We start from the raw sequence: 26094 nt of genomic DNA on the forward strand, positions 1-26094 counted from the left end.
GAGGTGGGGAGGCCCGGGGGCAGTCGGGTGTTCGTGGGCGGAGGGCAGGGCGGCACGGTGGTGCAGGGAGGCGCCACGGTGGTGCAGGGAGGCGCCACGGTGGGGACGGGGACGGCCGATGTGACGGCGCCCGAGTCGCCCGCGGTGGTGAGTGGCGGCTTCCCCACGAGCGTGGTGGCGGAGCCGCCGGTGAACATCTCGGGGGTGACGTTGGGGACACCGACGACGAGCCCGACGCTCGCGGCGGAGGGTGTGCTGACGACGGGCGCGTCGCCGGTGGGGACGGCACCTGGGTTCTTCGGCTCCTCGGGGACGACGTCGAGCCTGGCGACCACGGGGTCGTTCTCGGTGCCGGTGCCCTCCGTGTCGACGCCGAGCTTCGATGCGTTCCTGGGCACGTCGCAGGTGAGTCCGGGCATCCTCGCGACGGCGCCGCCGCTCAATGCGGCGCCGGGCTCGCCGCCGCCGGGGCTGCTCGGAACGCCCACGCCACTGAATGCCGCGCCCGCACCGCCGCTCTTCGGGTCTCCCACGCCGTTGAACGCGGGGTCCGCCACGACGCTGCCCGCGACACCCGCTCCGGCCAATGCGGCGCCTGCCCCGGCCAGTGCCGTGCCCGCGACGTCCGCACCAGGCGGCGCGGCTCCAGCGAATTGAGGCACGTGCCGGTGGCGCCGCGAGCGTTTGTTGCTCGCGGTGGCGCTGCGCGAGCGCTGTCATGGCCCGATCATCCGCCGCGTGCCGCAGGCGGGCGGCGGCTCGGCGTCGACGTGACGGTGTGGGCCGCGAGATGGAGGTGCTCACACCTCCGCTGCGCGGGAGCGTTGAGAGGGGCGCATCCTCCTCGACGGCCAGGTGAAGGCGTGAGCCATGAGATGGAGGCGCTCACACCTCCGCTGCGCGGGAGCGTTGAGAGGGGCGCATCCTCCTCGACGGCCAGGTGAAGGCGTGAGCCATGAGATGGAGGCGCTCACACCTCCGCTGCGCGGGAGCGTTGAGCGGACCCACGGCTCCCGCTTCAGCACAGGACGTGCCGGCGTTGCCCGCGGTCAGCGAACCCGCGAGGGCGCGCCCTGATGCGCCATCGCGGCTGCCTGGGCCAATCGCTTGCGAATCTGGACGACGACGTCGTGCAGCTCGTCGAGCCGCTGGAGGACGCGAAGGTCATCCCCGGTGTTGATGAGGTTCACCGGTGACAACGTCGCGCCGCGCAGCGTGCTCAACACGTCGTGGAAGTGCGCTTCGACGTCACCGAGCGCGTCCAGCCCTTCCCTCAAATCGTCCTCCAGCAGGTCGACGAGCACCGCCGCGTCGGTGCGAGCAGGGAGCGCGCGAGCGAGGCGTTCGGTCGCCACTCGGACCGGGTCGGCCTGGCGCGAGAGCACGGGGGCGGCGAGGGCGAGAGGGGGCATGGGCTCGACGCTACAGGCCCGTAGCACCCCGTCAATTTTCCCACCCCCGCGGGGCCTCCGCCCCTCAGTGTCCCTTCGCCGCGAACACCGCGCGATGGGCCGACAGGAAGTCGCGGATGTCGACGGGCGCGTGCCCCGTGAGGTCGGCGATGGCCGTGCTCACTCCACTCATGCGGCCCTGTGCCACCGCCGCGTCGAACGACGCGTAGGCCTCCGCCAGCGGTGCGGGCAACCCGTGCGCCACCAGGCCCGCGGCGAGGCTCGCTGTGTCCACGGCGACGGACTCGACGGGGCGCCCCGACAGCTCACCCGCGAACCGCGCCAGCTCCGCCTGCGTCACCGCCGACGGTCCGGTGATCTCCAGCACACGCTGTCCCTCGTACGAGGAGGTGAGCGCCGCCACCGCCGCCCGGGCGCAGTCCTCGCGCGTGACATACGCCGTGGCCCCTGTCCCCGTGGCCGTGACGAGCCGCCCCTGCGCGACGGCCTGGGGCAGGCTGTGCAAGAGCATCTCCATGTAGACGTTGTTGCGCAGCACGGTGAAGCCCAGTCCGCTCGCCGCCAGCGCCTGCTCCGTGGCCCAGTGGTCCTTGGCGAGCGTGATGGGCGAGTCGGGCTCCGGCCGCGTCAGCGACGTGTACACGACGTGCTTCACCCCCACGCGCCGCGCGGCCTCCACGGCCTGGCGATGCTGGGTGATTCGGCGGCCAGGAACATCGAGCGAGTCCGTGCTGACGAGCAACAGTCGCTCCGCGCCGGCGAACGCAGCGTCCAGCGTCGACGCGTCATCGAAGTCCGCCTTGCGCACCACGACGCCGCGCGCCGCCAGGTCCGCGAGCTTCGACGGCTCGCGCGTGGTGACGATGAGAGGCCCCTTCCTGGCCTCGAGGAGCAGCTCCACGACGCGGCGGCCCAGATGGCCGGAGGCGCCGGTGACGAGCAGGGTGGGGGATGTGGTCGTCATGTGAATCTCCAGAGCGAGGGAGCGACATTGGCTCCGGCTCATGGGTAGCGCCGCCCGGCGCCCTGCACAATGCGGCCCGCTGGAGCATACTGTTCCACGGGAGGAACAATGGACCTGAACCAGCTCACCCTCTTCGTCGCCGTCGCCGAGGGCGCCAGCTTCTCCAGCGCGGCGAAGAAGCTGGGCCTGCCCAAGTCGTCGGTGAGTCGGGGCATCGCCCGCCTGGAGTCCTCGCTCGGTGTGCAGCTCATCCACCGCACCACGCGCCGGGTGTCGCTCAGCACCGCGGGACAGGCGCTCTACGAGCGGGTGTCCCCGATGCTGCTCGCGCTGCGCAAGTCCGTGGGGGAGCTGCCCGAGCTGGAGGAGGAGCCGTCGGGCGTGCTGCGGCTGACGTCGGTGGTGGACTGGGGGACCACGGTGCTCGCGGAGGTCATCACCCGCTTCGTGGCGCGCTACCCCGCGGTGAAGGTGGACCTGCACCTGGACAATCGCGTCGTGGACCTGGTCGCGGAGGGCTTCGATGCCGCGCTGCGACTGGCCATCGCCCCGTTGAAGGACTCGTCGCTGCGCGCCCGCCGCCTCGGGACGCTCTCCCTGCGGCTCTATGCGTCGCCGGCGTATCTCGCGCGCCGGAGCATGCCGCGCCATCCTCGCGAACTCTCCAGCCACACCTGGGTGTCCTTCCGCTCGCCCCTGCCCTTCCGGCTCGTGGGGCCCGGCGAGACGCTCGTCATGCCGCAGGATGGGGCCATCGTCTGCGACGACATGTTCTTCATGCGGGAGGTGCTTCGTCAGGGCGCGGGCATCGGGTTCCTGCCGACGATGCTCGCGGAACCGGAGGTCGCCGAGGGGCGACTCGTCGCGCTGCTTCCGAAGTGGAGCATGCCGGCGGGGAGCGTGTGGTTCGTCTCCACCGCGGAGCGGCACATGCCTCGCAAGGTCGCTGCCTTCCGCGACTTCCTCCTCGAGACGCTGAAGCAGCGCTCCTTCCCGATGTGAGGCCGGGAGCGGACACTCCCGCCGCGCTCACCTCAGAGCGAGCCGAGGAACTTGAGCACCGCGGCGCGGTCATCGGCGGACAGGCGGTGGAAGCCGTCGCGCGCGGTGAGCGCCTCGCCGCCGTGCCACAGCACCGCCTCTTCAATCGTCCGGGCGCGACCGTCGTGCAGGAAGCCGGAGTAGGGCAGCACCGTGTGCGTCAGCCCCAGGCCCCACAGCGCCGGCGTGCGCCACTCCGTGCCCGTGGCCGCGCCATCCGGCCGTCCGTCCGCGAGCTCCGGCCCCATGTCGTGCAGCAGCATGTCCGTGTACGGATGGATGCGCTGGAACGCGAGCTCCTCGTAGGCGGCCTCGCCCGTCTCCAGCGTCTCGCGGTGGCAGGACTCGCAGCCCAGCGCGCGGAACAGCTTCTCGCCGCGTTGGACGACGGGGTCCTCCAGCGCGGTGCGCGCGGGGACGCCGAGCGACTCGGAATAGAAGACGGCCGCCTGCAGGATGTCGGCGGTGATTTCGTGCGTCCCGTCTGGCTCCGGGAAGAGCGGGCTCGTGATGCCCATGTCGTTGAAGTACGCCTCCGCGGACTGCTGCAGCAGGTGCGGGCTGTTCGCCTTCCAGCCGAAGCGCCCGGGCAACAGCGTGCGCAGCGCCACGTCCCAGACCTCGTTCATCCGTCCGGAGATGCCGTCACCGTCCCGGTCATCCGGGTCCTCGAGCGCGCGCAGCGCCTCGATGGGGACGGCCTCCAGCAGCCCCAGTCCGAAGACGGGCGGAGGAAGCCGCAGCGACATCATCATGTCCTCCGGCAGCGCCGAGCCATCCGACTTGACGATGCGCACGCTCGGCGAGCGCAGCGTGTACGGCGTGCCATCCGGGTACTGTCCGGTGCGCTCCACCCACGACAGCGTGAGCGAGGCCGGCGGCACCTGGCCGTAGATGGACTGGTCACGCACCTGGAGCCCCAGTCCGGGGACGGGCACCGCGCCGTGGGGATGGTCGGGCACGCCCTCCGGCAGGCTCACGCGCACGAGGAGCTGGGTGCGCTGCGCCGTCGCCCCCATCACCGGCATGCCGCGCCCGTTGCGCAGGTGACAGCCGTTGCAGGAGACGTTGTTGTACGTCGGCCCGAGCCCCGGGTTCACCCGCGAGGGCGCCGGGACGAAGATGGCCGCGAACGCCGCGTCGCCCGCACGGTGCAGCCGGTCGTACTCGGGACGCAGGTTCGCGGCCGGCTGCGCGAACGCCTGCGACGTGCGGTTGTCGACGGTGGTGGCCCCGCCCGCTCTCGGTGGCTCAGGGGGCACCATCGGCGCCTCCTCGCCACAACCGGCGGACCACAGCAGCAGGCCTCCCAGCATCACCGCACGTCGCATGGCGTTCACCTGGCCTGGGTTCCTACATCACTTCGACAGCAGGGGCAGGACCTCGCCCTGGAAGGTGTCGTGCAGGGCGCGGATGGCCTCCTGCGCGGCGGCGATCTTCGGGCGCTCCGTCTCGTCACGGATGGAGTCGCGGAACGGCTCGCGGACGGCGGCCAGGGCGCTGATGGAGCCGGCGATCTGCTGGCGGATCTTCGCGTCGAGCGCGCTGTCCACGCCCACCACGTCACGCAGCGACATGCCCGTCTTGGCCTCGCCCTGCAGGTGACCCAGGTACGCGTTCTCCACGCTGCGGATGTTGTTGCTGAAGTCCTCCAGCGAGTTGTACGCGAACTGGCTCTCCACCACGTCCGGGTCCCGCGTGTAGTAGGGCTCGGCGATCTTCCCGTTGGCGACCTCGTCCAGGATGGTGGTGATGCCACCGACGATTTCCTGCGCGGCGGCCTCCACGGACGGATACGCGGTGTTGCCGGACTGGCCCGCCGTCGCGAGCGTGTCACGGAACGGCGGGTTGCCGTCGTGCGCCTGCGCCCACGCGCCGTGCAGCAACTGCCCCACGGCCTTGAGCTCCGCGGACAGGGCCGTCACGTACTCGAGCTGGCGGGGCGTCAGCTCCGCCACCGTCTTGGTGCCGCCGTCGCCGAAGATGAGGTACTCCAGCGTGTGGAAGCCCTTCTGCTCGTTCTTGAGGTTGCTCACGTACTGCTGCGTGAGGGCGTCGTTGTTGGCCAGCACCGCGTCCAGCTCGGTGTGGCTCACCGGCCAGCTGTCCAGCGCCGGGTCATAGCCGAAGCTGTCCACGGGGCCGAAGAGGAAGCCCTCGCTCTGCTCCCAGGGGATGCGCGCCGCGCGCCAGGCCGCCTTGGCCGCCGTCAGCTTCTCCGTCGTGGGCGCCGTCGCGAGCGCGACGCAGGCCGCGTCCAGCTCCGTCAGCCGCGTGGCCAGCCGCGCATAGGTCGGCACCACGACCTTGTCCGCGAACGTGACGACCAGCTCGCTGGTGACCTTGGAGTCGCCCTCGTTGGGGGTGTCGGAATCATCATCGCCGCAGGCCGCGAGGAACAGCGAGCCGGTGAGGAGCGCGGGCGCGAGCGCCAGACGCAGGGACGTACGCTTCATGACTGACCTTTCGTTGGGGGTAGGGGGACACGGGGAGGGCCGCGTCAGTAGTTGAAGCCGGTGGCGAGGCGCAGGGTGTTCTCCGGCCGGAAGGCGCCCGAGCCCATGCGGCGGTGCCCGAAGTCGAGCTTCGCGTACACCGTGTTGAGCAGGTTGTAGGCCACGCCCACCGTGTAGACGGTCCGGCGGAAGCGGGGGTTGTCGTAGAGCTCCGCGCGCGGCTTGAACTGCGTGTCCACGTAGTCGTAGCGGACGAACGGGAACAGGTGGTGCGAGTTGCTCAGGCCCACCACCGACGCGATGTCGTAGCCGAGCTCTCCCCACGCGGCCAACGCGTTGTCGGACACCGGCGTGCGCATCACGCCCAGCAGGTTCGACAGGCGCGCGTTGCGCTGCGAGACGAGCTCCGCGTTCTTCAGGTGGCCGTACATCACCATGCCCTTCGCGCTCCACGGACCCTTGGCCACGGACAGGTGGATGTCGAGCAGCGTCAGCGGCGCGGAGACGTAGCCGCACGGGGCGACCTCGCGATCATTCGCCTCCTCGCAGCTCTTCACCAGGTCCGCCTTGGGGCGGTTGCGCGTGGTGTCGCCGTGGTAGGCGGACACGCCGAAGATGAACCCGTCGAAGTGGGTGACGTCCGCGCGGAACACCAGGGCCATGTCCGTGGCGCGCTGCACCTCGAAGCGGCGCTGGTGGCCACCCACCGCCCATAGCTGCGAGCTGAAGCCCGTGGAGTCCAGTCCGTTGACCAGCTGTCCCGTCAGCCGCAGGCCCCAGGGGAACTTGTAGCGCAGCCGCAGGCCCATCTCGTCCCACGTGTTGGGGATGATGCCCGTCTCCGCCTCGTCGCGGAGGGTGCCCAGGTAGTCGGTGGGGCGCGAGAACTCGCTCAGCGTGCCCACCGCCACGTAGAAGCGGCCCACCGCGAGCGCCGCGTGGTCGCCGAGCTTCTTCGAGATGTAGAGCTCCTCGACGAGGATCTCCCCACCCTTGTCGAGCTCCTGGTCGAACTCGCCGAACTCCTCGTACTCGAGCTCCATCGCGGTGCCGGTGCCGCCGTGCTCGAACTCGACCTCGACTTCCACCTCGAGCCCGTAGTCCGGCAGCGCGCCCTTCATCTCCAGCACGAAGCGCGTGGTGTCGAACTCCAGCCGCGAGTCGCGCTGCGCGCCACCCGTCCGGTTCTGGTTCAACCCGTAGTTGTGGTAGCCGAACAGCAGCTCACCGTAGGCGGTGACGAACGTGTCGATGTTCGGCCGCGCCCGACTCAGGGCCGCCGGAGCGGGCGCCGCGCTGACGGGCGCGGGCTCCTGGGCGGCGGGGGACGGCGCGGGCTGCTCGGCCGATGGAGCCGAGGCGACGGGCCCCTCGGGCGAATCACTCGGCGGTGCGGCGGAGACCACCGGAGCACCGGCCGAATCCTGGGCACGGGCGACCGTCGTGGCGAGCAGCAGGGTGGAACAGAGCAGGAACGACGACGAGACAAGACAAGAGCGTGGGCGCATCGGAGCGGCGCGCACCCTACGCTCATGATTTTGATTTTGCAAACCAGAATCAATTTCGGTTCAAAGAGAAAGGCCCGGGAACTCCGTCCACCGGGCCTCTCCTCGAGCCGTGTCTTCTTTTCTCAGCGGCTGGACCTCACCACTTCATCTCCTCCTTGCCGTGGCCGGCCTCCTGGCGCTTCTCGCCGGGGCGGCTGACGGAGGTGAGGGTGGCGCGCACGGCGCCCAGGTCCAGCGTGCCCACGGCGGCGAGCGGCAGGCGGCGCGCGTCGTCGGAGAGCCACACGTGCACCTCGCGCTTCTGCTTGGGGCGGTCCAGGCGGACGGCGGTGCCCACCAGGTGCCAGGCGTCGAACTGTCCCAGCGGCGTGGTGACCTTCTCCTTCTTGAGCACCTGGCCCTGCATGCGCCACAGCCGGCGCACGCCGTACACGTCGAAGCAGACGGAGAGGTTCTCCTCGAGGGGGAGCTGACGCAGCAGGTAGATGGAGCCGGCCACGTCCAGGCCGTCCTTGTCGTAGGTGTAGTTGAACTGGCCCTTGGGGCGCTGGCCGATCTGGTAGTCCACCTTGATGGCGCGGTCCTTGTGGGTGAAGGCGACCTCCACCTTGCGGCGCATCTCGTTCTCGGTGGCGTCCTCGACGTAGCGCTTGGGGCGCAGCGTGCGCGGGTTGAGCCAGGTGGTGGCGCTGCCGCGCACGCGGCGGACCTTGGAGAAGAAGGAGTTGGTCTCCGCCTGCGCGAGCACGGGAATCTGGCCGTCCTGCGGCTTCTGGACGCGCAGGGTCATCTTGCCGGCCTGCGCGCCCATGGCGTCCAGGTCGAACTCGAGCACCTCGCCGGGCATGAACGCGAGCGGCATGCGCAGCGCGGGCAGCGCCTGCGCGCAGGGCTCCACGGTGATGGGGGCTTCGTCGGGCTTGGCTTCGGTGGCCTCGGCGGGCTTGTCGCCCTCGGGCTTGTCGGCCTCGGTGTCGGGGAGCTGGGCCCAGGCGGCACCGCCGGAGGTCAGCATCAGGCAGGTCGCCAGGAGGGTGCGCAGGGTGCTCATCCTTCTTCCTTCCAGAGAGAAACTACGGGGTGCTCTTGGGCGTGTGACGGCCCGGACGCTTCGCGAATTCTGATGCCAACCACCGCTGCCGGAGCCTCGCCGTCACGAGCTGGCGGACCTGCGCCCATTCTCGCGCATCCCGGCGGATGTCCCAACCGGACCGCACGAGCTTGCGCGCCGCGTCTTTCGCGAAGGCCTCGTCCCCCAGCGCGCAGAGCAGCCGGAGGTACTCGTAGTCCTCCAGTCCGTCGCGCAGGTGCTTGAGGCGCAGGGACGCCACGGGGTGGTGTCGGAAACCTCCCAGGCGGCCGGGCGTGCCTGGGTAGAAGAGGGTGCCGTCGCCGTTGCCGCCGAACTCGAACACGTCCGTCCAGACGTCGTGCTTGGTGTTGTAGGCGAAGACGGTGTCGAAATAGAGCTCACCGTCCACGCCGCTCGTGAAGGCGAGCAGGCCCATGGCGCGGTTGAGCACGGCGGGGTGGTCCACCATGTACGAGGCCCAACCGCTGTAGCTCTTCTCCTGGGCACGCTTCTGGGACGTGCCGCCGTCACAGCCATGCGAGTTGCAGCTCTGGTACCACCAGATACGGGTGCCTTCGGGAAGCTGCTCGCGCATCTGGGCCATGGTGTGCACGGCGCGGCAGGTCTGGGGGCCGGGGCGGGGGAAGAAGCAGTTGAGCGTGGGCGCGAGGATGTCGGCGGCGCTCGCGAGCGGCTCCTCCATGGGCGTGGTGATGAGCACGCGGCTGCCCCCGGCGGCGCGCACGCGGCGCGACTGCGCGAGCACGAGCGGCACGTCCTCCGGCTTCGGTTCGTCCTTGGCGTAGAAGAAGAGCTGCGCGGGCCAGCCCTTCGTCCGGTAGTGCTCGGCGAACGCGCGGTAGTACGCGACCTTGCGCTCCTCGGTGTCCGCCTTGCGGCTGTCGCGCACGTCCGACGTGGTGAAGCGCGCACCCGACGCGAGCAGGCTCCCGTCGAGCAAGGGCGCCATCTCCGCGTCGTAGTCGCTCCAGTCGATGATGGGCGTGTCGCCCTCGAAGCGCACGGACGGCGGCGTCATGCTCATGCCATGCGCGCTCACGCGGTGCTCCAGCAGCACGCGCGCGTAGTCGCGCAAGAGCTCGCGGGCCTCCGGTGACTCGGGGGCGAGCCCGTGGCCCCGGGCGATGCTGTACAGGGAGATGCCGAAGCTGGTGGCGAGCGAGGACGTCGCCGGCAGCGCGAAGGGCTGCACCTCCACCGTGAAGGGGACGCTCACGTGCTCCAGCTTGTTGAAGCTCGCGCGCAGGCGACCCTGATAGGTGCCCGGCGTCTGGTCCTCCTTCGCGCAGACCTCCACGTAGAGCACGACGGGGCGGGGTGGGGCGTCGTCACGCTCGGGCGCGCCGAGCGGCAACAGGGCATCGGGCCACGGGCCCACGTCCCCCTCCGAGTTGGAGGGCACCTCGACATCCAGGTAGCCCACGCGCCAGAGGTCCGCGCGCAGCGCGTCCGACGGACCGCCGAGCAGCAGCGGCTTCACCTTCAGGCGACGGGCCGAGTCGGGCAGCACCACCTGCGTGCCCTCGCACTCGCCGCGGGCCACGCTCAAGCGGGCCATGGGGCGCGACGCGAAGGCGGAGCCCGGGCGCACCTTGACCAGGGGCGACACCACCCTCGGCTCCGGCGTGGCGGCCAGCGCCGCCATCACCACCCACGCCCATCCCGCGCCCATCCGCCCCCTTCACTCTCCAGCGGTGCTACCCACCGCTCTCCGCGCTCGCCACCGCCATCGTCCGCCCCGGCTCGTAGTCGGTGATTTCCGCCACCACCGTGCCGAGCGCGAAGTCCGCCTCGATTCGCACCGGGACATGCCGCGCGTCCGTGGTGAGGTAGACGAACATGTCCCGCTTCGACGTCAGGCTGCCGCCGAACTCCGCCTGCACCCGCGTCTTGAAGACCTCCTGCGTCCCCAGCTCCGTCTTCAAGGTCTCGCGCGACTCCACCTTGGCGCGCATGGTGAAGCTCTTGCTGCCGGTGAACACCGGGTAGGCGTACTCGCCGCCCACGACGAGCTCGCGGTTGCGCAGCGCGAACGTCGCCCCCGTCACGTCGAGCGTGCCCTCGGCCACCTCGGCGGTGGACTCGCGCGGCGCCTCGCCCTCCTTCTGCTTGACGACGAAGACACTCTTGCCATCCGGCTGCAGCTTGATGCGCTGGCGGCGGCGCTTGCCGTTCTCGTCCGCGTGCAAGTCGCTGCCCACCACGCGCTGGGTGTCCGCCTTCCAGTAGGAGACGAACTTGTCCTTGATGGGCCACACGCCGATGAGCGCGTCCGAGCGCGCCACCGCGACGATGGGCCACACGTCCTCGCCCCACTGCTTCATGGGCGCGCCCACCGTCACCTGCGCGGTGCCCGCTGTCATGCCCAGGTACTTCACGCGATACTGCGCCTGCTCACCGGGGCCGAACGCCGGGTTCGCGGAAGACTCCTGGCCCAGGGCAGCCGCCGACCAGACCAGGCCCGCAACCACCGCCGCGAACCCCCAATTGGACTGCGCACGCATCGAGTGAGCTCCATCGCAAGGAAGTTAAGTAGCCCGCCTGCTACTCGCCAGGCCATGCCCCCGAACCATTCCCGCCACTCCACATTTCCCATCGACGTGCCTATGCGGCGGGCATTCAATGGACGCCCGCTCCCTCGTCGTGGGGGCGACCTGAGGGGCGGAAGGGGACAGGAGTCTCGCACGGAGGGGCCCCACGGCGCCTCCCGGCCCCCTGAACCCGGCCGCCCTGCGGCGCGCCGGGCGTGTCCACCGGCCGACACCGCTGCTAGCCTCCCGAAGAGAAGGCGGCCCCGGCTGGAGGTCGCCCCCTTGCCCTGGAGACGCGGGAACATGGCCGGTGACTACGATTTCGACGACGACGACGCCAAGGAGACGACCAAGGGCGGCCGCCTCAAGGAGTTCGACTGTCCGGGCTGCGACGCCAACAACCCCGTGCACGATGGCTTCGGGGATGGGGACGAGCTGCGCTGCAACTACTGCGGCTGCGAGTACAAGGTGAAGATCAGCGCGGAGGGCCGCGCGAAGTTCAAGGAGATCTGACCCGCGCGCGGGGCCTCAGTCCCGCTCGCCGAAGAGGGCGGTGCCCACCCGCACCAGCGTGGCGCCCGCCTCGATGGCCAGCTCGAAGTCGTGCGTGGTGCCCATGGACAGCCCGGGCAGGCCATGGCTCCTCGCCAGCTCGCGCAGCGCGTCGAAATAACCGCGCGCGCGGGCCACGTCGTCCGTGGGCGGCGGCAGCGACATCAGCCCCACCAGCGTGAGGCCCGGCAGCGCGCGCGCCTGGCCCAGGAAGTCGGGCAGGGCGGCGGGCTCCAGGCCCGACTTGGTGGACTCCCCGCCCACGTTGACCTCGACGTAGCAGGGCAGGGGCGAGGTGCCCTCGCGCCGCTTGGACAGCTCGCGCGCCACCTCCAGCCGGTCCAACGCATGGAAGGCGCTGGCCACCTTCGCCACGTACTTCACCTTGTTCGTCTGCAGGGGACCGATGGCGTGCCAGCGCAGGCCCTCCAGGTCCGACAGCTCCTGGGCCTTGTCGCGCAGCTCCTGCGCGTAGTTCTCCCCGAAGTCGCGCTGACCCGCGGCGTATGCCTCGCGGATGAGCGCCGCCGGCTTGAGCTTGGACACGGCCACCAGCGTCACCGACTCCACCGGACGCCCCGCGCGCTCGCACGCCTTCGCGATGCGCGCCTTCACCGACGCCAGCCGCTCCGCGAGGCCCGTGCTCATGGCGCGGGCTTCCAGGCCAGGGGCACGCCGGCGCGCGTCAGCAGCGCGAGCGTCTCGCCCAGCGGCAGGCCGACGACGTTGGTGGGGCTGCCCTCGATGCGCGCGACGAGGAAGCCGCCCTTGCCCTGGATGGCGTAGGCGCCCGCCCGGTCCACCGGCTCGCCCGTGCCCACGTACCAGTCGATTTCTCCGGCGCTCAGCTCACGGAAGGTGACACGCGTGTGGACCGCGAGCGCCTCTTCATGCCGGCCCGCGAGCGCGACGCCCGTGTACACATCGTGCGTCTTGCCGGACAGGCGGGTGAGCATGGCGCGAGCCTCGGCCGGGTCCTGGGGCTTGCCCAACAGCGTCATGCCCAGCGCCACCGTGGTGTCCGCCGCGAGGACGAAGGCGCCAGGGGCGCGCCCGGCCACCACGCGGGCCTTCTCTCGCGCCAGCCGCAGGACGTAGGCGGCCGCCTCCTCGCCTGGGTGGGGCGTCTCGTCGATGTCCGCCGCGGAGACGGTAAAAGTGAGCCCCAGTTGCGACAGGAAGTCCCGACGGCGGGGAGAACCGGAGGCCAGGACGAGCAACGTTTGATCAGCGTGCGTGTGCATGTTACGGCTCCAGGCCTTAGCAGACTTGCGCCTCGGAGTGGACTCTACGGATGAATCCCGCGGACCTCCTGTCGGCCATGAAGCGGACGGTGGAGCAACTGGCCGCCTACAACGAGATGGCGAAGGCGTTGACGTCCACGCTGGAGCTGCGCGAGGTGCTCGCGCTCGTCATGCAGAAGGTCAGCAGCCTGCTGCTGCCTCGCAACTGGTCCCTCATCCTCCAGGACGAGCGCACCGGGAAGCTCTACTTCGAAATCGCGGTGGGCGAGGGCGCCGGCGTCCTCAAGGGCCTGCAGCTCAACCCCGGTGAGGGCATCGCCGGGGCCGTGTTCTCCTCCGGGGTCGCCCGGCTGGTGCACGACGTGGGGGGAGATCCCAGCTTCGCGCCCCGCTTCGACGAGGCCTCCGCCTTCCACACCCGCTCCATCCTCGCCGTGCCGCTCCTGTCGCGCGGGCACGTGCTGGGCGTCATCGAGCTGGTCAATGGCCCCACGGACCCGCCGTTCTCCAACGACGACCTCACCACGCTGACGGCCATCGCGGACTACGCGGCCATCGCGATTGAGAACGCGCGCAACTTCCGCCGGGTGCAGGAGCTCACGATTACGGACGAGCACACCGGCTGCTACAACGCCCGGCACCTGCGCGCGCTCCTGGACACGGAGGTGAAGCGCTCGGCGCGCTTCCGCCACCCGCTGTCGCTCGTGTTCCTGGACCTGGACCACTTCAAGAGCGTCAACGACAGGTTCGGCCACCTCATGGGCAGCGCCACCCTGAAGGAGGTGGGCGACCTGCTCATGTCCCTGGGCCGCAACGGGCTGGACGCCGTGTTCCGCTACGGGGGCGACGAGTTCGCCATCCTCCTGGTGGAGACGGACCAGGACGGCGCCGCGCACATCGGCCAGAAGGTCTGTGAGGCCTTCCGCGGGCGCTCCTTCCTCCAGGAGCACGGCCTGGACGTGCGCGTCACCGCCAGCGTCGGCGTGGCCACCTATCCGGACCACGCCACCTCCGCGCTGGACCTCATCCGCTCCGCGGACTTCGCCATGTACGGCGCCAAGGCCCGCGGCCGGGATGCCCTCTGCGTCGCGGAGCCTCCGGGCCCGGACACGCCCTCCGGCGGCTCCGACTTCCCGGTGCGCTGAACACGGGCCCTGCAAAAGCGAGAGGGCCGGGGAGGGAAGTCCCTCGGCCCGGCCCTCACGTACTGTCAGCTGAAGCGGGTGACTTACCCGGCGCCGACCACCGAGTCGATGGCCTCGGGGTTGGTCACCACGTTGCCGCCCTTCTTCAGCGCCTTGAGGAAGGACTCCGTCACTTCAATCTGCTTGGCCTGCTGGGCCTGCACGCGCAGCGCGTCCTTCTTCTGCTCGAAGCCCGCGGTGTCCGGCATCTGGCGCTCCACCACCTGCGCCACCACGAAGCCCTCGCCCACCGGGAAGACCTCGCCCAGCACCTGGGGAGCGCTCACCGCGAAGGCCGCCTTCACCAGCGCGGGCGCGGGGCCCAGGTGCGGCACCGCCTCACCCTCGGCCGTGAAGCTGTCGGTCTCCACCGCCTCCGGACGGGTTTCCGTCTCGAAGCGCAGGAGCGCCGGCTGCTCCTTCTCCGCGGGGAAGAGCTCCTTGAGCGTCTTGCCACCCTGCACCGTGGCCAGCGCCTTCTGGGCCTCCGCCTTCGCCATCTCCTTGGCGCGCTCCTGCTTGAAGAGCGTGGTGGCGATCTCGTCCTGGACCTCCTCCAGCTTCTTGTCCTGGGCGGCCTGCTTCTCCTCCACCTTCACCAGGTGCACGCCGAACTTCGTCTCCACCGGCGCCGTCACCTCGCCCGCCTTGAGCGCGAACGCCGCGTCCGCCAGCACCGGCTCCCAGCTGCCGCGCTCCACCCAGCCCAGGTCGCCACCGCGCGCCTTGCTGCCCGGGTCCTCGCTGGAGTCACGCGCCACCTGCGCGAAGTCCTTGCCGCCGTCGATCTCCTTCTTCAGCGCCTCCGCCTTCTTGAGGGCCTCCGCCTTCTGCTCGGCGGTCGCCTCCGGGGGCAGCTTCACCAGCACCTGGCGCGCGCGGATGCGCTCGGGCTGCTGGTACACGAAGCGGTTGGCCTCGAAGTAGTCCTTGATCTCCTTCTCGTGCGCCTTCTTCCACTCCGTCAGCTGCGCGGGCGTGGGCGCGGCGACCTTGTCCGCGTACATGGTGGGAAGGAAGCGCGCGAAGACGACCTTGGCCTGGTTGCCGTCCTTCTCGTAGCGCGCGCGCACCTCGTCGTCGGACACGGTGGCGTTGGTGCGGACGACCTCCATCATCTTCTGCGCGGCCAGCTGCCGGCGCAGCTCCGTCTCGAACTCCGGCGGCGTCTTCCGGTAGAAGTCGCGCAGCACCTGCTGGTAGCGCGCGAAGTCGAACCCGCCCTCCTTGGCGTGGAAGTCCGTGTTCTGATGGATGAGCTTGCGCAGCTCCTCGTCAGAAGGAGTGATGCCGCGCTGCTCGGCCGCCTGGGCGAGCAACTCCGTGTTCACCAGCCTGTCGAGCACCTGGTTGTGCATGCCGAACTGGCGGGCCACGGACTCGGGGATGGGGCTGCCCTGTGCTCGCAGGAAGCTCATCTGCCGGGCCCAGGCCGTGGCGAAGTCGCGCAGCGGAATCTCCTTGCCGTTCACGGTGGCCACCGAGCCGGGTGCCGTCACCGGACCCGAGGCGCCGAAGCCGGTGCTGCCCGGCCCGAATTGCAGCGTGAACACCACCGCGATGCCGATGATGAACAGCAGGGAGAGGACCTTCCGGGGGTTCAGACCGTCCATTGTCGTCACTTCGGAGAGCAAACGCGCCGAGAAAAGTCGTGCGGAAGGACTCGCGACGCGGTGTTGTTGGTAGCCCGGCTGAAGGGTGGCGGACCAGCGACCACCCCCCTCGCGGGCCTTGACTGCCTAGGACACTGCACCAGAAAATGCAAGCGATTTAGAGAGTTTAGCCGCACCCCCTCCCTCCGCTTCCTCCTCCCACCCCGGAATTCCCCTCTGTGCTGTCGCTCCTCAAGCGATACCGGCGTCCCCTGATTGTCGGCGTCCTGCTCCTCTACCCGCTGGTCGCCTTCCTGCTGAGCGGGCGAAAGGGCAGGGACCCCAACCCCATCGACCGGGCGGTCATCGCCATCACCTCGCCCGTGCAGCAGGCGCTCACCGCCACCATCGAGGGCTCGGTGTCCGCGGTGCGCCACTACCTCGATCTGCGCGGGGTCCGGCAGGAGAATGACGCGCTGCGGCTGGAGAACCTCCAGTTGCGCGCCTCGGTGCAGGCCCTGGGGGAGTCGCGCACGGAGAACGAGCGGCTGCGCAAGCTGTTGGGGTACGCGGAGGTGGCGCCGGGGCCGGAGATTCCGGCGCGGGTGGTGGGCGTCAACCCGGTGGCGAAGCTCTTGTCGGTGCGCATCAGCGGCGGGGAGAAGGACGGGGTGTTCCGGGGCATGTCGGTGGTGACGCCGGACGGAATCGTGGGGCAGGTCATCCGGGCGACCTCCAGCTATTCGGACGTGGCGCTGGTGACGGACACGCAGAGCCGGGTGGCGGTGCTGGTGCAGCGCTCCCGGGCGCGGGGCACGGCGTCGGGGGCGGGCAGCGGGCCGCTCAAGCTGGAGAACATGCTGCGCACCGAGGACGTGGACAACGGCGACCTCATCATCACCTCCGGCACGGATGGCATCTATCCTCCGGGCCTGGTGGTGGGCCGGGTGACGAACCTGGAGAAGAAGGAGCACGGCATGTTCCAGGGCGCGGACATCGTGCCGGCGGTGGACACCAGCAAGCTGGAGGAGGTGCTGGTGGTGGGCAGTCCCTACAAGGCGATGGCGCAGGGCAGCGCGGCGGAGGGTGCGTCGAAATGAAGTTCCTGGTGACGGTGGGCATCGCGCTGGCGCTGCTCACGCTGGAGTCCGTGGTCGTCAAGCAGGCGGGGCTCGTGCTGGGCCGCATCGACGTCACCGTGGTGCTGGTGGCGTTCCTCGCGCTGCGCGCCACGCTGCTCGAAGGGGCCTTCTCCGCGTTCGCGGTGGGCTACCTGCTGGACCTGATGAGCGGCCAGCCCACGGGGCTGTTCACCTTCCTGGCCGTGTTCACCTTCCTCGTCGGGCGGCTGGTGTCCACCTTCGTGGACGTGCGCGGCGCGGTGTCGTTCGCGCTGTTCGCCATGGGCGCGGACGTGGGGCACGGCCTGCTCGCGGCCTTCTTCACCTGGCTGACGGTGAAGGACGGCGGCACGGCGCCGGCGCTCGCGGGGCTGCCGCTGCAGGTGGCGCTCACGGGGCTGGCGGCGCTGGCGCTCTTCCCGCTCCTGCGCCGCTTCGAGGCCGCGCAGGACCGTCCGGCGGGGTTGCTGCGGTGACGCCCCCCACGCTGGGCAACACGACGCCGGGCCGCGAGCTGCGCCGGCGCTTCCTGTGGCTGGGCCTGGCCATGACGGCGGGCCTGGCCCTGTTGTCCATCCAGCTCTACCGGCTGCAGATCACCCGCGGCGAGGAGTACTCCGCCAAGAGCGTGGCGAACTTCGTCAAGGAGGTGCGGCTGCGCGCCGACCGCGGCGTCATCAAGGACGCGCGCGGCACCATCCTCGTCGACAGCCGCCCGTCCTTCGACGCCGTCGTCACGCCCGCGTTCTGCACGGACTGCTTCGCGCAGGTCATCCCCCGGTTGGCGGAGCTGCTCCAGTGGGACGCGGACCAGGCGAAGAAGGTGGAGGACCTGGTGCGCCAGGGCCGCCGCAACGCGCCCTTCCAGCCGGTGCCGGTGCGCGTGGACCTGACGCGCGACGAGTATGATCGGCTGGCGGCGCGCCGGGACATCCTGGACGGCGTGGAGGTGGCGCCCGTCCCGCACCGCTTCTACCGGACCCACACGGTGCTGTCGCACGTGCTGGGCTACATGAACGAAATCACCCAGGACGAGCTCGAGCGGCTCAACGGCGACGGCGCGCGCTACGCGCTGGGGGACTACATCGGCCGGCGCGGCCTGGAGCGCTACTTCGAGCAGCGCCTGCGCGGCCAGGACGGCGTGCGCAAGGAAGTGGTGAACGCGCGCGGCCAGAAGATTGAAGAGCTCAACGTCAAGCTGGGCGACAACGCCGTGGTGCAGCCCAAGGCGGGCAGCAACCTGGTGCTCTCCATCGACATGCGCCTGCAGGAGGAGGCCGAGCGCGCCTTCCCCGGTGTCACCGGCGCGGTGGTCGCCATCGACGTACACACGGGCTTCATCCGCGCGCTGGTGTCCCGACCCGGCTTCGACCCCAACCTCCTGACGGGCCGCGTGACGCCCACGCAGATGGCACAGCTGTCGCGCGATCCGCTGGAGCCCATGGTCAACCGCGTGGCGGCCGAGCACTACAGCCCGGGCTCCACGTTCAAGGTCGTCACCGCGCTGGCGGCGTTCAAGTCCGGCGCGTTCCGCCCGGAGACGGTGGTGAACTGCCCCGGCGGCTACCGGCTGGGCGCGCGCACCTGGCGCTGCCACCTGGACCGCGGCCACGGCCACGTCGACGGCCTGGACGCGATGAAGAGCTCTTGCGACACCTGGTTCTACAAGGTGGCGGACACCATCGGCCTGGACCCGATTGGAGAGATGGGCAAGTCGCTGGGCCTGGGCAGCCCCACCGGCATCAACGTGGTGGCGGAGGTGCCCGGCATCATGCCGACCAGCGCGTACCACGACAAAGCCTCGCCCGGCGGCTACACCAAGGGCATGGCGCTCAACAGCGCCATCGGCCAGGGTGACAACAACGTCACGCCGCTGCAGCTCGCGCTGATGTACGCGGCCATCGCCAACGGCGGCACGCTGTACAAGCCGCAGATGGTGCAGCGGCTGGAGAACCTGGACGGCCAGGTCATCGAGGAGTTCAAGCCGGAGGTCGTCCGTCGGGTGGACCTGCCGCCCGCGCACCTGAAGGCCGTCATCGAAGGCCTGGTGAAGGTGGCGCACGAGCCGGGCGGCACGTCGTACCGCTCGCGCCTGAAGTACATGCGCGACCTGGACGTGAAGGTGGCGGCGAAGACGGGCACCGCGCAGGTGGCGCGCCTGGGCGCCATCCGCCTGAAGACGCACCAGATGAGCTTCTTCGAGCGAGACCATGCCTGGTTCGCGGGCTTCGCCCCGGCGGACCATCCCGAAATCGCGGTGGTGGTGCTCAACGAGCACGGCGGCCACGGCGGCTCGGACGCGGCGCCCACGGCGCTGGCCGTCATCCAGAAGTACCTGGACCTGAAGAAGCTGGACGCCACGGCGCCGCCGCCGCGTCCCAACCAGCCCTACACCCCGTCGATGTTCCGCCCGCCGTCTCCCGACGAGGCGGCCATGACGCGCGGCGTGCGCCCCCCCACGCAGCTTCCGGGCGACGAGGAGTCCGAGGACAGGCATGCAACTCAGGATTGAGCGGCGGATGGTGCCCCACGTGCCGTGGGGGCTCATCTTCTGTGTGCTGGCCGTGGCCCTGCTGGGCATCTGGAACCTCGCCTCGGCGTCGCGTCCTCCGCTGGCGCCGGTGTGGTCCAGCCAGGCCCTGTACCTGGGCCTGGGCATCGTCGCGGTGCTGGTGGTGTGTCTGGTGGACTACCGGTGGATCCAACGCATGGCGATGCCCATCTACATCGCCAACATCCTGGCGCTCATCGCGCTGCGCTTCGTCGGCCACACCGCCAAGGGCGCCGAGAGCTGGTTCGCCATCGGCCCGTTCCGCCTGCAGCCCGCGGAGTTCATGAAGATTGGCGTCGTGCTGATGCTGGCCAAGGTCTACCACGACGACTTCCGCCCCAATGAGCCGTCCTACGGCCTGGTGCGGCTGTGGAAGCCGCTGGTGGTGGTGGGCGTGCCCTTCATCCTCGTGCTGGTGCAGCCGGACCTGGGCACCGCGCTGATGATCGGCCTGTCGTCGCTCACCGTCATCCTCTTCGGCAAGGTGCGCTGGTACCTGGTGGCCACGCTGGTGGCGGGGGTGCTCGCGGGCGCCATCGTCATCTGGAACGACTACATCCGCGAGGTGCCGGAGCCTCGGCCCACCATCGTCCGGCACCACCTGAAGAAGCACCAGAGCCAGCGCATCTCCGGGTGGTTGGATCCGGAGGCGGACCTGCGCGGCAGCGGCTACCACGCGGCGCAGTCGAAGATCGCCGTGGGCAGCGGCGGCGTGTCGGGCAAGGGCTGGCGCGAGGGCACCCAGACGGGCCTGCGCTTCCTGCCCGAGCAGCACACCGACTTCATCTTCTCGGTGTGGGCGGAGGAGCACGGCTTCGTGCTGTGCACCCTCCTGCTGGTGCTCTATGGCGCCATCTTCATCTTCGGCCTGGGTGTGGGGTTCAGCGCCCGGGACAGGTTCGGCGCCTTCGTCGCCGTGGGCGTCGTGGCCATGCTCTTCTGGCAGGTGTTCGAGAACATCGGCATGGTCATCGGCTTGCTGCCGGTGACGGGCATCACCCTGCCGCTGATGAGTTATGGCGGGTCTTCCATGATGTCCGTGATGCTCAGCATTGGATTGCTGGTGAACATCAGCATGCGTCGTCACATGTTCTGAGACATCGCGAGCCGCGCGACGACGGGAGACTCACGAGGTCGTCACGAGCGCTCGGCGCCCGGCCCAGGGTGGTGTATGAATCAACCCACCAATTCCGGGGGGAGGGTGAAGCCCTCCCGGGCCGGTGGAGGTCAGGCATGCAGAGGAAGGGTGGGCAGAAGGCGACGGGGAGTGTCCGCGTGGCGGAGCTTCCGCAGGCGGCGAGGGACGTGAAGCCCCCGGCGGCGACGGTGGTGGCCAGGCCGGGCGCTCCGGTGAAGGAGGAGCCTCGCAGGCCTCCGACGGTGGCGCCCACGCCCGTGGCGGCGCTGTTGCCCGTCATCGAGAAGAACCAGGGGGAGCCCGAGCACCGGGAGTTCCCCCGGGCGCAGCTGACGACACGCTTCGAGGTCTGGGTGGATGACGACCAGGGCGGGCGCCGGTTCGCGGCGAGCCTGGCGTCCATCAACGTCAGCGTCAGCGGCGCCTTCCTGGAGAGCACCTTCTACCTGCCCTTGGGGACGGTGCTGGGCGTGAGCTTCTCGCTGGAGCCCGGCGCCTCGCCCGTGCGGGCCCGGGCCGAAATCGTCCGCGAGGAGCGCGAGGACGGCCCCGGGGGCCGCAGCGGCTTCGGCATCCGCTTCCTCGACTTCAGTGGTCAGACGGAGGTGGCCCTGGCCCGGCTCTTCGTGGGCAATCGCCTGCGGGCCTTCGCGGAGGACTACCTGCGCTCGCAGCGGGCGCGCTCGCTGCCCAATGAGCTGGAGCGGGTGGTGGATGTGCTTTCGGCCTGGGAGCTGCTCAAGGCGACGAGCACGGAAGCGGACCCCTGGCAGGCGAAGTGACGCATCGTCCCTCCCTCGCGAGCCTGCCCGTCATGCGAGGGAATGCCCACCCCTGACACGCATTGACGGCGGGTGGCTCGCCCAGGGCCGTGGGCGCCACCGCGTACCGCCGTGTCTCAGGCGGGCTTGCCACCCGCCAACAAGCGACGCCGCTCCGCCTGGTAATGCGCTGAACACAGCCCCTTCGAGCGCTGCTCGCGCGTGCAATCCGGCATCGTGCAGCGCCGGTCCGCCGCCACCATGTTGCCCGCAAGGGCCTTGGGCGGACGGCCGCGCCGACGGCTCGCCGACAGCGCATTGCTCCCCGAGCCGCTCGACAGCGGCATGCCCTGGTTCATCGCGCGGAGGACGCCTCGGCCAATCGCGTCACCCAGCGCCTCCGCCCAATTCACCATGGCGGGGGTCAGGGGGACCTTCGACAACTCCTTACGTGGTCGTGCCATGAAAACTCCCGTGAAAACAGTCAAACAAAGCAAGACTCCCAATGCGCTTATTTGGCGGTGGATGTCAACGTTGTCAATACAGCCTGGGAGGGGTCTCTCATGACTCGCAAGTCGTCCCGAAAAATTGGTGACACGACTGCAAAGGGATACGTGTTTCCCACACGTGCCATGCGTGCTGATTTGCGCATCGCGGTGGATTTGTCCGCGCGGGTGAAAATGGCGCGAAGTCTGAGAAATCGCTGAGAGGGCACGAAAAGTTTGCGTGTGCGTGGCGTGGGATTGGCGGAGCCGCGCAAAGGGCTCACGCTGGGTGCGAGACGAAGCGCGTCACGCCTGAGGAGCGGAGCGCGGGATGATTCGTCCCGGAAATGAAACGGCGTGGGGCGGTACGACGAAGCGCCGGACAGGGCGTGGGCGGGAGGCATTGGCCTCGACCCGCCAGGCCCGTGCCCGGCGCTCGGAGGACTACAGCGCCTTCTTGAGGGCGTCCTCGATGCGCGCCTTGGGGACGGCGCCGACGATCTGCTCCACGACCTGGCCGCCCTTGAAGACGAGCAGCGTGGGGATGGACCGGATGCCGTAGTTCTGCGGCGTGCCCTGGTTGTCGTCGATGTTGAGCTTGGTGAACTTCACCTGGCCCTTGTACTGCTCGGCGAGCGCGTCGATGGAGGGCGCGATGGCGCGGCACGGCGCGCACCAGGTCGCCCAGAAATCCACCAGCACGGGCTGCTCGGAGTCCAGCACCTGCTTCTGGAAGTCGTTGTCTCCGACATTCGTCACGTTGTCGCCTGCCATGATGTCTCCTTGGGGCCCTCTGTGGCCTGCACGGCGCGTCGTCTAGTACGCGCCTCGTGGCGCTGCAAGAACCGGTGGGCCGGGGCCAGTCCGCCCGCAATGATGCGGCCGGGAGCCCGGGGTTTCACCTGGAAGGATCATCCGCCCCCCGGCGCGGCGCTGGTGTAGGCTGGCGGGCGTGACGAAGCTCTTCCTGCCCCAGGCCCAGCTCGAGGAGTGGGCACTGGCTGACAAAGCGGACCTGCGTGACGGCCGGCTGGTGGTCATGGCCGAGGGTGGAACGGCCTTCGCCGTCTCACCGGCCGTGCATTTCCTGCAACTGGTGTCGGGCGAGGACACCCACGGCCTGGTGGCCAAGGTGAAGACCGAGGAGCAGCTCTCCCGACTGGGGGCCGAGCAGATGGCCGACTCGGTGCTGGTGGGGGAGTCCGCCTACGAGGTCGTTCCGGGGTATGTGACGGAGGTCCCCTCGGGCGCTCCGAAGCCGGAGGCGGCGGGGAAGAAACCCGATTCGGAGACGGACCTGTTGGCGGCGTTCCTCCTCAACAAGATGGGCTGATTCGCCTGTCTGCCGCGGTTATGAGCCTGATTCCATGAGCCACACGCTCGTATCGCTCGCCTGCCACGCCTACGGCATCGCCGCCGTGGCCTACCTCGCCTACCTCGTCCGCCAGTCGGAAGGGCTGGCCATGGCCGGTCGCGTCCTGGTGGGCGGGGGGCTGGTGCTCCACGGCGTGGCCCTGTTCGAGCTCTTGGGCGCCCAGGGCGGCCGTCCGGTGGGCCTGGCGCAGGGCTTCTCCGCGCTGGCCTTCCTGCTGCTCGCCATCTTCCTGGCGCTGGACGTGCGCTACCGCAGGCCCGTCATCGGCGCGTTCCTGACGCCGCTGGCGGTGACGGTGCTCCTGCCCGGCCTGCTGCTGCACGGGGGCCAGTCGCCGCTGCCTCCCGGCGTGCGCCAGCCCTTGTTGCCGCTGCACATCTCGCTGGCGCTGCTGGGGCTGGCGGCGTTCGCGGTGGCCGCGGGGGTGGGGGTCATGTACCTGCTGATGGAGCGGCAGGTGCGGGCCAAGCGCTTCGGGCTGTTGTTCGCGCGGCTGCCGTCGCTGGAGTTCCTGGACACCCTCAACCGGCGGTTGGTGGTGTGGGGCTTCATCGCGCTGTCAATCACCCTGGCGACGGGGGCCTTCTTCGTGACGACCACGGTGGGCTGGCAGTGGGACGGCAAGTCCATCGCCACGGTGGTGGCGTGGGCGGTGTTCGCGGCGCTGGTCAACGCGCGCATCTTCGCCGGCTGGCGTGGGAGGCGTGTGGCATTGCTGACCATGGCGGGCTTCTGCCTGGTGCTGGTGTCCTTCCTCACCTCGTATGACGCGACGCCGACCGCGGCCGCCGTCATGAGGATTCCCTGAGTATGGAGCTCGTCTGCATTGGCCTGTCCCACCGCACGGCGCCCCTGGTGGTGCGCGAGCGGCTGGCCCTGTCCGAAGCGCGTCAGGTGGAGGTGCTCCAGAAGCTGGCGCAGGCCCCGGTGGAGGTGTTGTGGGTCTCCACCTGCAACCGGGTGGAGGTGTACCTGTCCGCGCCGGATGGGGGCGTGGCCCGGGAGCGCGCCGTGTCGGAGCTGCAGGCGCTGGGCGGGCCGGAGGCGGCCGAGCACCTGTACGAGCACCGGGGCGAGGCCGCGCTCATCCACCTGTTCCGCGTGGCGTCCAGCCTGGACTCCATGGTGCTGGGCGAGGCGCAGATCCTCGGCCAGGTGAAGGACGCGTTCGAGCGCGGGCAGGGCGCGGGCGCGGTGCGCGGTGAGCTGACGCGGGCGTGCGCGGCGGCGTTCGGCTGCGCCAAGCGGGTGCGCACCGAGACGGCCATCGGCCGCGCGGCGACGTCCATGGCGTCCGCGGCGGTGCAACTGGCGAGCAAGGTGTTCGACGGGCTGAAGGGCAAGACGGTGCTGGTGGTGGGGGCGGGGGAGATGGGAGAGCTGGCGGCGCGGCACCTGCAGCAGGCGGGCGCGACGAAGCTCTTCATCACCAACCGCACCCTGGCGCGCGCGGAGGCGCTGGCGGCCGAGGTGGGCGGGACGGCGCGGTCGTTCGAGGAGCTCTTCACGCTGCTGACGGCGGCGGACGTGGTGGTGTGCAGCACGGCGTCGCCGGTGCCGCTGTTCACGCGGGACAACGTGGGGGCGGTGGGCAAGGCGCGCCGTGGTCGCCCGCTGTTCATGGTGGACCTGGCGGTGCCGCGCGACATCGACCCCGGGGTGGGCACGCTGGACTGGGTGCACGCCTACGACGTGGACGACATCCAGAAGTTCGTCGCGGACAACGCGGCCGCGCGCGCCGAGGAGGCGCACAAGGCTGGGGTATTGGTGGCGCAGGAGGTGGCGCGCTTCGTCAAGGAGCGCGCGCTGCGCGAGGGGATGCCGGTGCTGGCGAGGTTGCGGCAACGCGCGGAGGGGATTGCCCGCGCCGAGGTGGAGCGGACGTTGACGTCGCTGGGGGATGGGTTGACGGACAAGCAGCGCAAGAGCATCGAGGCCATGGGTCGCGCCATCGTCAACAAGCTGTTGCACGAGCCGACCTCGCGCCTGCGCGCGGTGGGGCCGGAGGGCGAGGGCAACCGGCTGGCGGGCGCGGCCGCGGAGCTGTTCGGGTTGCTCGAGGCGGAGCTGGAGGCGGCGGAGCAGCAGCCGCAGGCCCTGTCCGCGCAGGGCCCGGCGCAGGTGGCCACGGGGGCGAAGCGATGACGTCCGTGCGCATCGCCACCCGGCAGAGCCCGCTGGCGCTCTGGCAGGCGCGTCACGTGGGCGCGCTCCTGAAGTCCCACCACCCGGGCCTCGAGGTGTCCTTCGTCGAGATGACCACCGAAGGGGACCGCTTCCTGTCCGCACCCCTGTCCTCGGTGGGCGGCAAGGGCCTGTTCGTGAAGGAGATTGAACAGGCCCTCATCGACGGGCGCGCCGACGTCGCGGTGCACAGCCTGAAGGACATGACATCCGAGCTGCCCGAGGGGCTGGTGCTCGCGGCGGTGCCCGAGCGCGAGGACCCCCGGGATGCCTTCTGCGGCACCGCGGGCCAGACGACGGTGGACGCGCTGCCCCAGGGGGCGCGCGTGGGGACGTCCTCGCTGCGCCGCAGCTGCATCCTGCGCTCGCGTCGGCCGGACCTGGAGATCGTGAGCGTGCGCGGCAACGTGCAGACGCGCCTGGCGAAGACGAAGGAGCTGGGGCTCGCCGGCGCGCTGCTGGCGCACGCGGGGCTCAAGCGACTGGGGTTGGAGCACGTCATCACGGAGGTGCTGTCCACCGACGTGAGCTTGCCAGCGGTGGGGCAGGGGGTGCTCGCCATCCAGTGCCGCGGGGCGGACGCGCGGGTGTGCGGTCTGCTCGCGCCGCTGGAGCACGCGACGACGCGGGTGGCGGTGACGGCGGAGCGGGCGCTGCTGGCGAAGCTGGAGGGCGGCTGCACGGTGCCGCTGGCGGGGCATGCCACGGTGTCGGAGGGCCAGGTGCACCTGCGCGGACTCGTGGGCCGGCCGGATGGCGCACACGTGGTGCGGGGCGAGGTGCGTGGCCCCGTGGCGAAGGCGGCCGAACTGGGCGAGGCGCTCGCGGACGACCTGCTGTCGCGTGGCGCGGCGGACATCCTGCGTGATTTCGCTCGCCGCCCGGGCGCGCGGCCCTAGACT

25 protein-coding genes and 1 pseudogene are annotated in these 26094 nt (G+C 70.3%); 13 read left to right on the forward strand and 13 right to left on the reverse strand.

Translation table 11 applies throughout. The features are described 5' to 3' along the window. Window positions 1-657 (forward strand): annotated as a pseudogene (locus FL311_RS43935) (elastin); the annotation flags it as partial. Window positions 658-1049: 392 nt separating this feature from the next. Here FL311_RS43935 and FL311_RS02515 read toward each other — a convergent pair. Then, entirely contained in the window at window positions 1050-1412 is a 363-nt protein-coding gene (locus tag FL311_RS02515) for a hypothetical protein (protein ID WP_194869013.1), read from the reverse strand. Window positions 1413-1476: 64 nt separating this feature from the next. Then, a complete protein-coding gene (locus tag FL311_RS02520; protein ID WP_141323189.1) occupies window positions 1477-2376 on the reverse strand; it encodes an SDR family oxidoreductase in 900 nt (299 codons plus the stop codon). A 108-nt stretch (window positions 2377-2484) separates the two neighbouring features. Between FL311_RS02520 and FL311_RS02525 the strand changes: the two genes are divergently transcribed. After that, window positions 2485-3378, forward strand: a complete 894-nt coding sequence (locus FL311_RS02525; protein WP_141323191.1) for a LysR family transcriptional regulator — start codon at window positions 2485-2487, stop codon at window positions 3376-3378. Between the two features lie 32 nt (window positions 3379-3410). Here the strand turns inward: FL311_RS02525 and FL311_RS02530 are convergent, their stop codons facing one another. From FL311_RS02530 to FL311_RS02555, 6 genes are all read right to left on the reverse strand, one after another. Continuing rightward, window positions 3411-4748 (reverse strand): di-heme oxidoredictase family protein, encoded by a 1338-nt coding sequence (locus FL311_RS02530; protein WP_141323192.1) that lies wholly within the window; start codon window positions 4746-4748, stop codon window positions 3411-3413. Window positions 4749-4775: 27 nt separating this feature from the next. After that, on the reverse strand, window positions 4776-5873 hold the full coding sequence (locus FL311_RS02535; protein WP_141323194.1) for an imelysin family protein: 1098 nt from the start codon (window positions 5871-5873) through the stop codon (window positions 4776-4778). Window positions 5874-5917: 44 nt separating this feature from the next. Next, a complete protein-coding gene (locus tag FL311_RS02540) occupies window positions 5918-7381 on the reverse strand; it encodes a hypothetical protein (protein ID WP_141323196.1) in 1464 nt (487 codons plus the stop codon). Between the two features lie 136 nt (window positions 7382-7517). Further along, window positions 7518-8432 (reverse strand): DUF3108 domain-containing protein, encoded by a 915-nt coding sequence (locus FL311_RS02545; RefSeq protein ID WP_141323198.1) that lies wholly within the window; start codon window positions 8430-8432, stop codon window positions 7518-7520. A gap of 22 nt (window positions 8433-8454) precedes the next feature. Next, window positions 8455-10146 carry a DUF4091 domain-containing protein gene (locus tag FL311_RS02550; RefSeq protein WP_141323200.1) on the reverse strand — a complete coding sequence of 564 codons (1692 nt, stop codon included), beginning with the start codon at window positions 10144-10146 and terminating at the stop codon, window positions 8455-8457. A 25-nt stretch (window positions 10147-10171) separates the two neighbouring features. Beyond that, window positions 10172-10978: a DUF3108 domain-containing protein gene (locus tag FL311_RS02555; protein ID WP_141323202.1), complete on the reverse strand. Its 807-nt coding sequence runs from the start codon at window positions 10976-10978 to the stop codon at window positions 10172-10174. Between the two features lie 330 nt (window positions 10979-11308). On the opposite strand from FL311_RS02555, the gene FL311_RS02560 reads away from it, so the two are divergent. Then, window positions 11309-11518 (forward strand): hypothetical protein, encoded by a 210-nt coding sequence (locus tag FL311_RS02560; protein ID WP_141323204.1) that lies wholly within the window; start codon window positions 11309-11311, stop codon window positions 11516-11518. A 15-nt stretch (window positions 11519-11533) separates the two neighbouring features. Here FL311_RS02560 and FL311_RS02565 read toward each other — a convergent pair whose 3' ends face one another. Beyond that, the gene (locus FL311_RS02565) at window positions 11534-12205 is read right to left on the reverse strand and encodes a YggS family pyridoxal phosphate-dependent enzyme (RefSeq protein ID WP_141323206.1); all 672 of its coding nucleotides are present in this window, start codon (window positions 12203-12205) and stop codon (window positions 11534-11536) included. After that, window positions 12202-12801 (reverse strand): nucleoside triphosphate pyrophosphatase, encoded by a 600-nt coding sequence (locus tag FL311_RS02570; protein WP_141323207.1) that lies wholly within the window; start codon window positions 12799-12801, stop codon window positions 12202-12204. Before FL311_RS02570 ends, FL311_RS02565 begins: the two co-directional genes overlap by 4 nt. Window positions 12802-12851: 50 nt before the next feature. On the opposite strand from FL311_RS02570, the gene FL311_RS02575 reads away from it, so the two are divergent. After that, window positions 12852-13946 (forward strand): sensor domain-containing diguanylate cyclase, encoded by a 1095-nt coding sequence (locus FL311_RS02575; RefSeq protein ID WP_141323208.1) that lies wholly within the window; start codon window positions 12852-12854, stop codon window positions 13944-13946. Window positions 13947-14029: 83 nt separating this feature from the next. On the opposite strand, the gene FL311_RS02580 is transcribed toward FL311_RS02575, so the two are convergent. Continuing rightward, window positions 14030-15598 (reverse strand): SurA N-terminal domain-containing protein, encoded by a 1569-nt coding sequence (locus FL311_RS02580; RefSeq protein ID WP_194869014.1) that lies wholly within the window; start codon window positions 15596-15598, stop codon window positions 14030-14032. A 218-nt stretch (window positions 15599-15816) separates the two neighbouring features. Between FL311_RS02580 and mreC the strand changes: the two genes are divergently transcribed. The 5 genes from mreC (at window position 15817) to FL311_RS02605 (ending at window position 21169) form a co-directional block, all read left to right on the forward strand. Further along, window positions 15817-16677 carry a rod shape-determining protein MreC gene (mreC, locus tag FL311_RS02585; RefSeq protein WP_141323211.1) on the forward strand — a complete coding sequence of 287 codons (861 nt, stop codon included), beginning with the start codon at window positions 15817-15819 and terminating at the stop codon, window positions 16675-16677. After that, window positions 16674-17174 carry a hypothetical protein gene (locus FL311_RS02590; RefSeq protein WP_141323212.1) on the forward strand — a complete coding sequence of 167 codons (501 nt, stop codon included), beginning with the start codon at window positions 16674-16676 and terminating at the stop codon, window positions 17172-17174. Before mreC ends, FL311_RS02590 begins: the two co-directional genes overlap by 4 nt. Continuing rightward, on the forward strand, window positions 17171-19210 hold the full coding sequence (gene mrdA / locus FL311_RS02595; protein ID WP_141323214.1) for a penicillin-binding protein 2: 2040 nt from the start codon (window positions 17171-17173) through the stop codon (window positions 19208-19210). Before FL311_RS02590 ends, mrdA begins: the two co-directional genes overlap by 4 nt. Further along, on the forward strand, window positions 19194-20345 hold the full coding sequence (gene rodA / locus FL311_RS02600; protein WP_046712901.1) for a rod shape-determining protein RodA: 1152 nt from the start codon (window positions 19194-19196) through the stop codon (window positions 20343-20345). The genes mrdA and rodA overlap by 17 nt, the downstream gene beginning before the upstream one ends. A 137-nt stretch (window positions 20346-20482) precedes the next feature. Then, window positions 20483-21169, forward strand: coding sequence for a PilZ domain-containing protein (locus tag FL311_RS02605; RefSeq protein WP_141323216.1), 687 nt, complete (start codon window positions 20483-20485; stop codon window positions 21167-21169). A gap of 116 nt (window positions 21170-21285) precedes the next feature. On the opposite strand, the gene FL311_RS02610 is transcribed toward FL311_RS02605, so the two are convergent. Further along, on the reverse strand, window positions 21286-21612 hold the full coding sequence (locus FL311_RS02610; protein WP_141323218.1) for a hypothetical protein: 327 nt from the start codon (window positions 21610-21612) through the stop codon (window positions 21286-21288). Between the two features lie 465 nt (window positions 21613-22077). Further along, complete coding sequence (gene trxA, locus FL311_RS02615; RefSeq protein ID WP_046712904.1) at window positions 22078-22407, reverse strand: thioredoxin; 330 nt, start codon at window positions 22405-22407, stop codon at window positions 22078-22080. 178 nt (window positions 22408-22585) lie between these two features. Here trxA and FL311_RS02620 point away from each other — a divergent pair, with 178 nt between their 5' ends. The 4 genes from FL311_RS02620 to hemC are packed head-to-tail and all read left to right on the forward strand — an operon-like array spanning window position 22586 to window position 26091. Then, complete coding sequence (locus tag FL311_RS02620; protein ID WP_194869015.1) at window positions 22586-22966, forward strand: hypothetical protein; 381 nt, start codon at window positions 22586-22588, stop codon at window positions 22964-22966. Between the two features lie 34 nt (window positions 22967-23000). After that, window positions 23001-23816: an inner membrane protein YpjD gene (locus FL311_RS02625; protein WP_141323221.1), complete on the forward strand. Its 816-nt coding sequence runs from the start codon at window positions 23001-23003 to the stop codon at window positions 23814-23816. 2 nt (window positions 23817-23818) lie between these two features. Then, window positions 23819-25153: a glutamyl-tRNA reductase gene (gene hemA, locus FL311_RS02630; RefSeq protein WP_141323222.1), complete on the forward strand. Its 1335-nt coding sequence runs from the start codon at window positions 23819-23821 to the stop codon at window positions 25151-25153. Then, a complete protein-coding gene (gene hemC, locus FL311_RS02635; protein ID WP_141323224.1) occupies window positions 25150-26091 on the forward strand; it encodes a hydroxymethylbilane synthase in 942 nt (313 codons plus the stop codon). The genes hemA and hemC overlap by 4 nt, the downstream gene beginning before the upstream one ends. Window positions 26092-26094: the final 3 nt, after the last annotated feature.

It is taken from the genome of Myxococcus sp. AB025B (assembly GCF_006518215.1).
GTDB lineage: Bacteria > Myxococcota > Myxococcia > Myxococcales > Myxococcaceae > Myxococcus > Myxococcus fulvus.

Coding starts and splice junctions, on each gene's coding strand:
- FL311_RS02515 (WP_194869013.1), bottom strand. CDS start 1,412: ATGCCCCCTCTCGCCCTCGCCGCCCCCGTGCTCTCGCGCCAGGCCGAC.
- FL311_RS02520 (WP_141323189.1), bottom strand. CDS start 2,376: ATGACGACCACATCCCCCACCCTGCTCGTCACCGGCGCCTCCGGCCAT.
- FL311_RS02525 (WP_141323191.1), top strand. CDS start 2,485: ATGGACCTGAACCAGCTCACCCTCTTCGTCGCCGTCGCCGAGGGCGCC.
- FL311_RS02530 (WP_141323192.1), bottom strand. CDS start 4,748: ATGCGACGTGCGGTGATGCTGGGAGGCCTGCTGCTGTGGTCCGCCGGT.
- FL311_RS02535 (WP_141323194.1), bottom strand. CDS start 5,873: ATGAAGCGTACGTCCCTGCGTCTGGCGCTCGCGCCCGCGCTCCTCACC.
- FL311_RS02540 (WP_141323196.1), bottom strand. CDS start 7,381: ATGCGCCCACGCTCTTGTCTTGTCTCGTCGTCGTTCCTGCTCTGTTCC.
- FL311_RS02545 (WP_141323198.1), bottom strand. CDS start 8,432: ATGAGCACCCTGCGCACCCTCCTGGCGACCTGCCTGATGCTGACCTCC.
- FL311_RS02550 (WP_141323200.1), bottom strand. CDS start 10,146: ATGGGCGCGGGATGGGCGTGGGTGGTGATGGCGGCGCTGGCCGCCACG.
- FL311_RS02555 (WP_141323202.1), bottom strand. CDS start 10,978: ATGCGTGCGCAGTCCAATTGGGGGTTCGCGGCGGTGGTTGCGGGCCTG.
- FL311_RS02560 (WP_141323204.1), top strand. CDS start 11,309: ATGGCCGGTGACTACGATTTCGACGACGACGACGCCAAGGAGACGACC.
- FL311_RS02565 (WP_141323206.1), bottom strand. CDS start 12,205: ATGAGCACGGGCCTCGCGGAGCGGCTGGCGTCGGTGAAGGCGCGCATC.
- FL311_RS02570 (WP_141323207.1), bottom strand. CDS start 12,801: ATGCACACGCACGCTGATCAAACGTTGCTCGTCCTGGCCTCCGGTTCT.
- FL311_RS02575 (WP_141323208.1), top strand. CDS start 12,852: ATGAATCCCGCGGACCTCCTGTCGGCCATGAAGCGGACGGTGGAGCAA.
- FL311_RS02580 (WP_194869014.1), bottom strand. CDS start 15,598: ATGGACGGTCTGAACCCCCGGAAGGTCCTCTCCCTGCTGTTCATCATC.
- FL311_RS02590 (WP_141323212.1), top strand. CDS start 16,674: ATGAAGTTCCTGGTGACGGTGGGCATCGCGCTGGCGCTGCTCACGCTG.
- rodA (WP_046712901.1), top strand. CDS start 19,194: ATGCAACTCAGGATTGAGCGGCGGATGGTGCCCCACGTGCCGTGGGGG.
- FL311_RS02605 (WP_141323216.1), top strand. CDS start 20,483: ATGCAGAGGAAGGGTGGGCAGAAGGCGACGGGGAGTGTCCGCGTGGCG.
- FL311_RS02610 (WP_141323218.1), bottom strand. CDS start 21,612: ATGGCACGACCACGTAAGGAGTTGTCGAAGGTCCCCCTGACCCCCGCC.
- trxA (WP_046712904.1), bottom strand. CDS start 22,407: ATGGCAGGCGACAACGTGACGAATGTCGGAGACAACGACTTCCAGAAG.
- FL311_RS02625 (WP_141323221.1), top strand. CDS start 23,001: ATGAGCCACACGCTCGTATCGCTCGCCTGCCACGCCTACGGCATCGCC.
- hemA (WP_141323222.1), top strand. CDS start 23,819: ATGGAGCTCGTCTGCATTGGCCTGTCCCACCGCACGGCGCCCCTGGTG.
- hemC (WP_141323224.1), top strand. CDS start 25,150: ATGACGTCCGTGCGCATCGCCACCCGGCAGAGCCCGCTGGCGCTCTGG.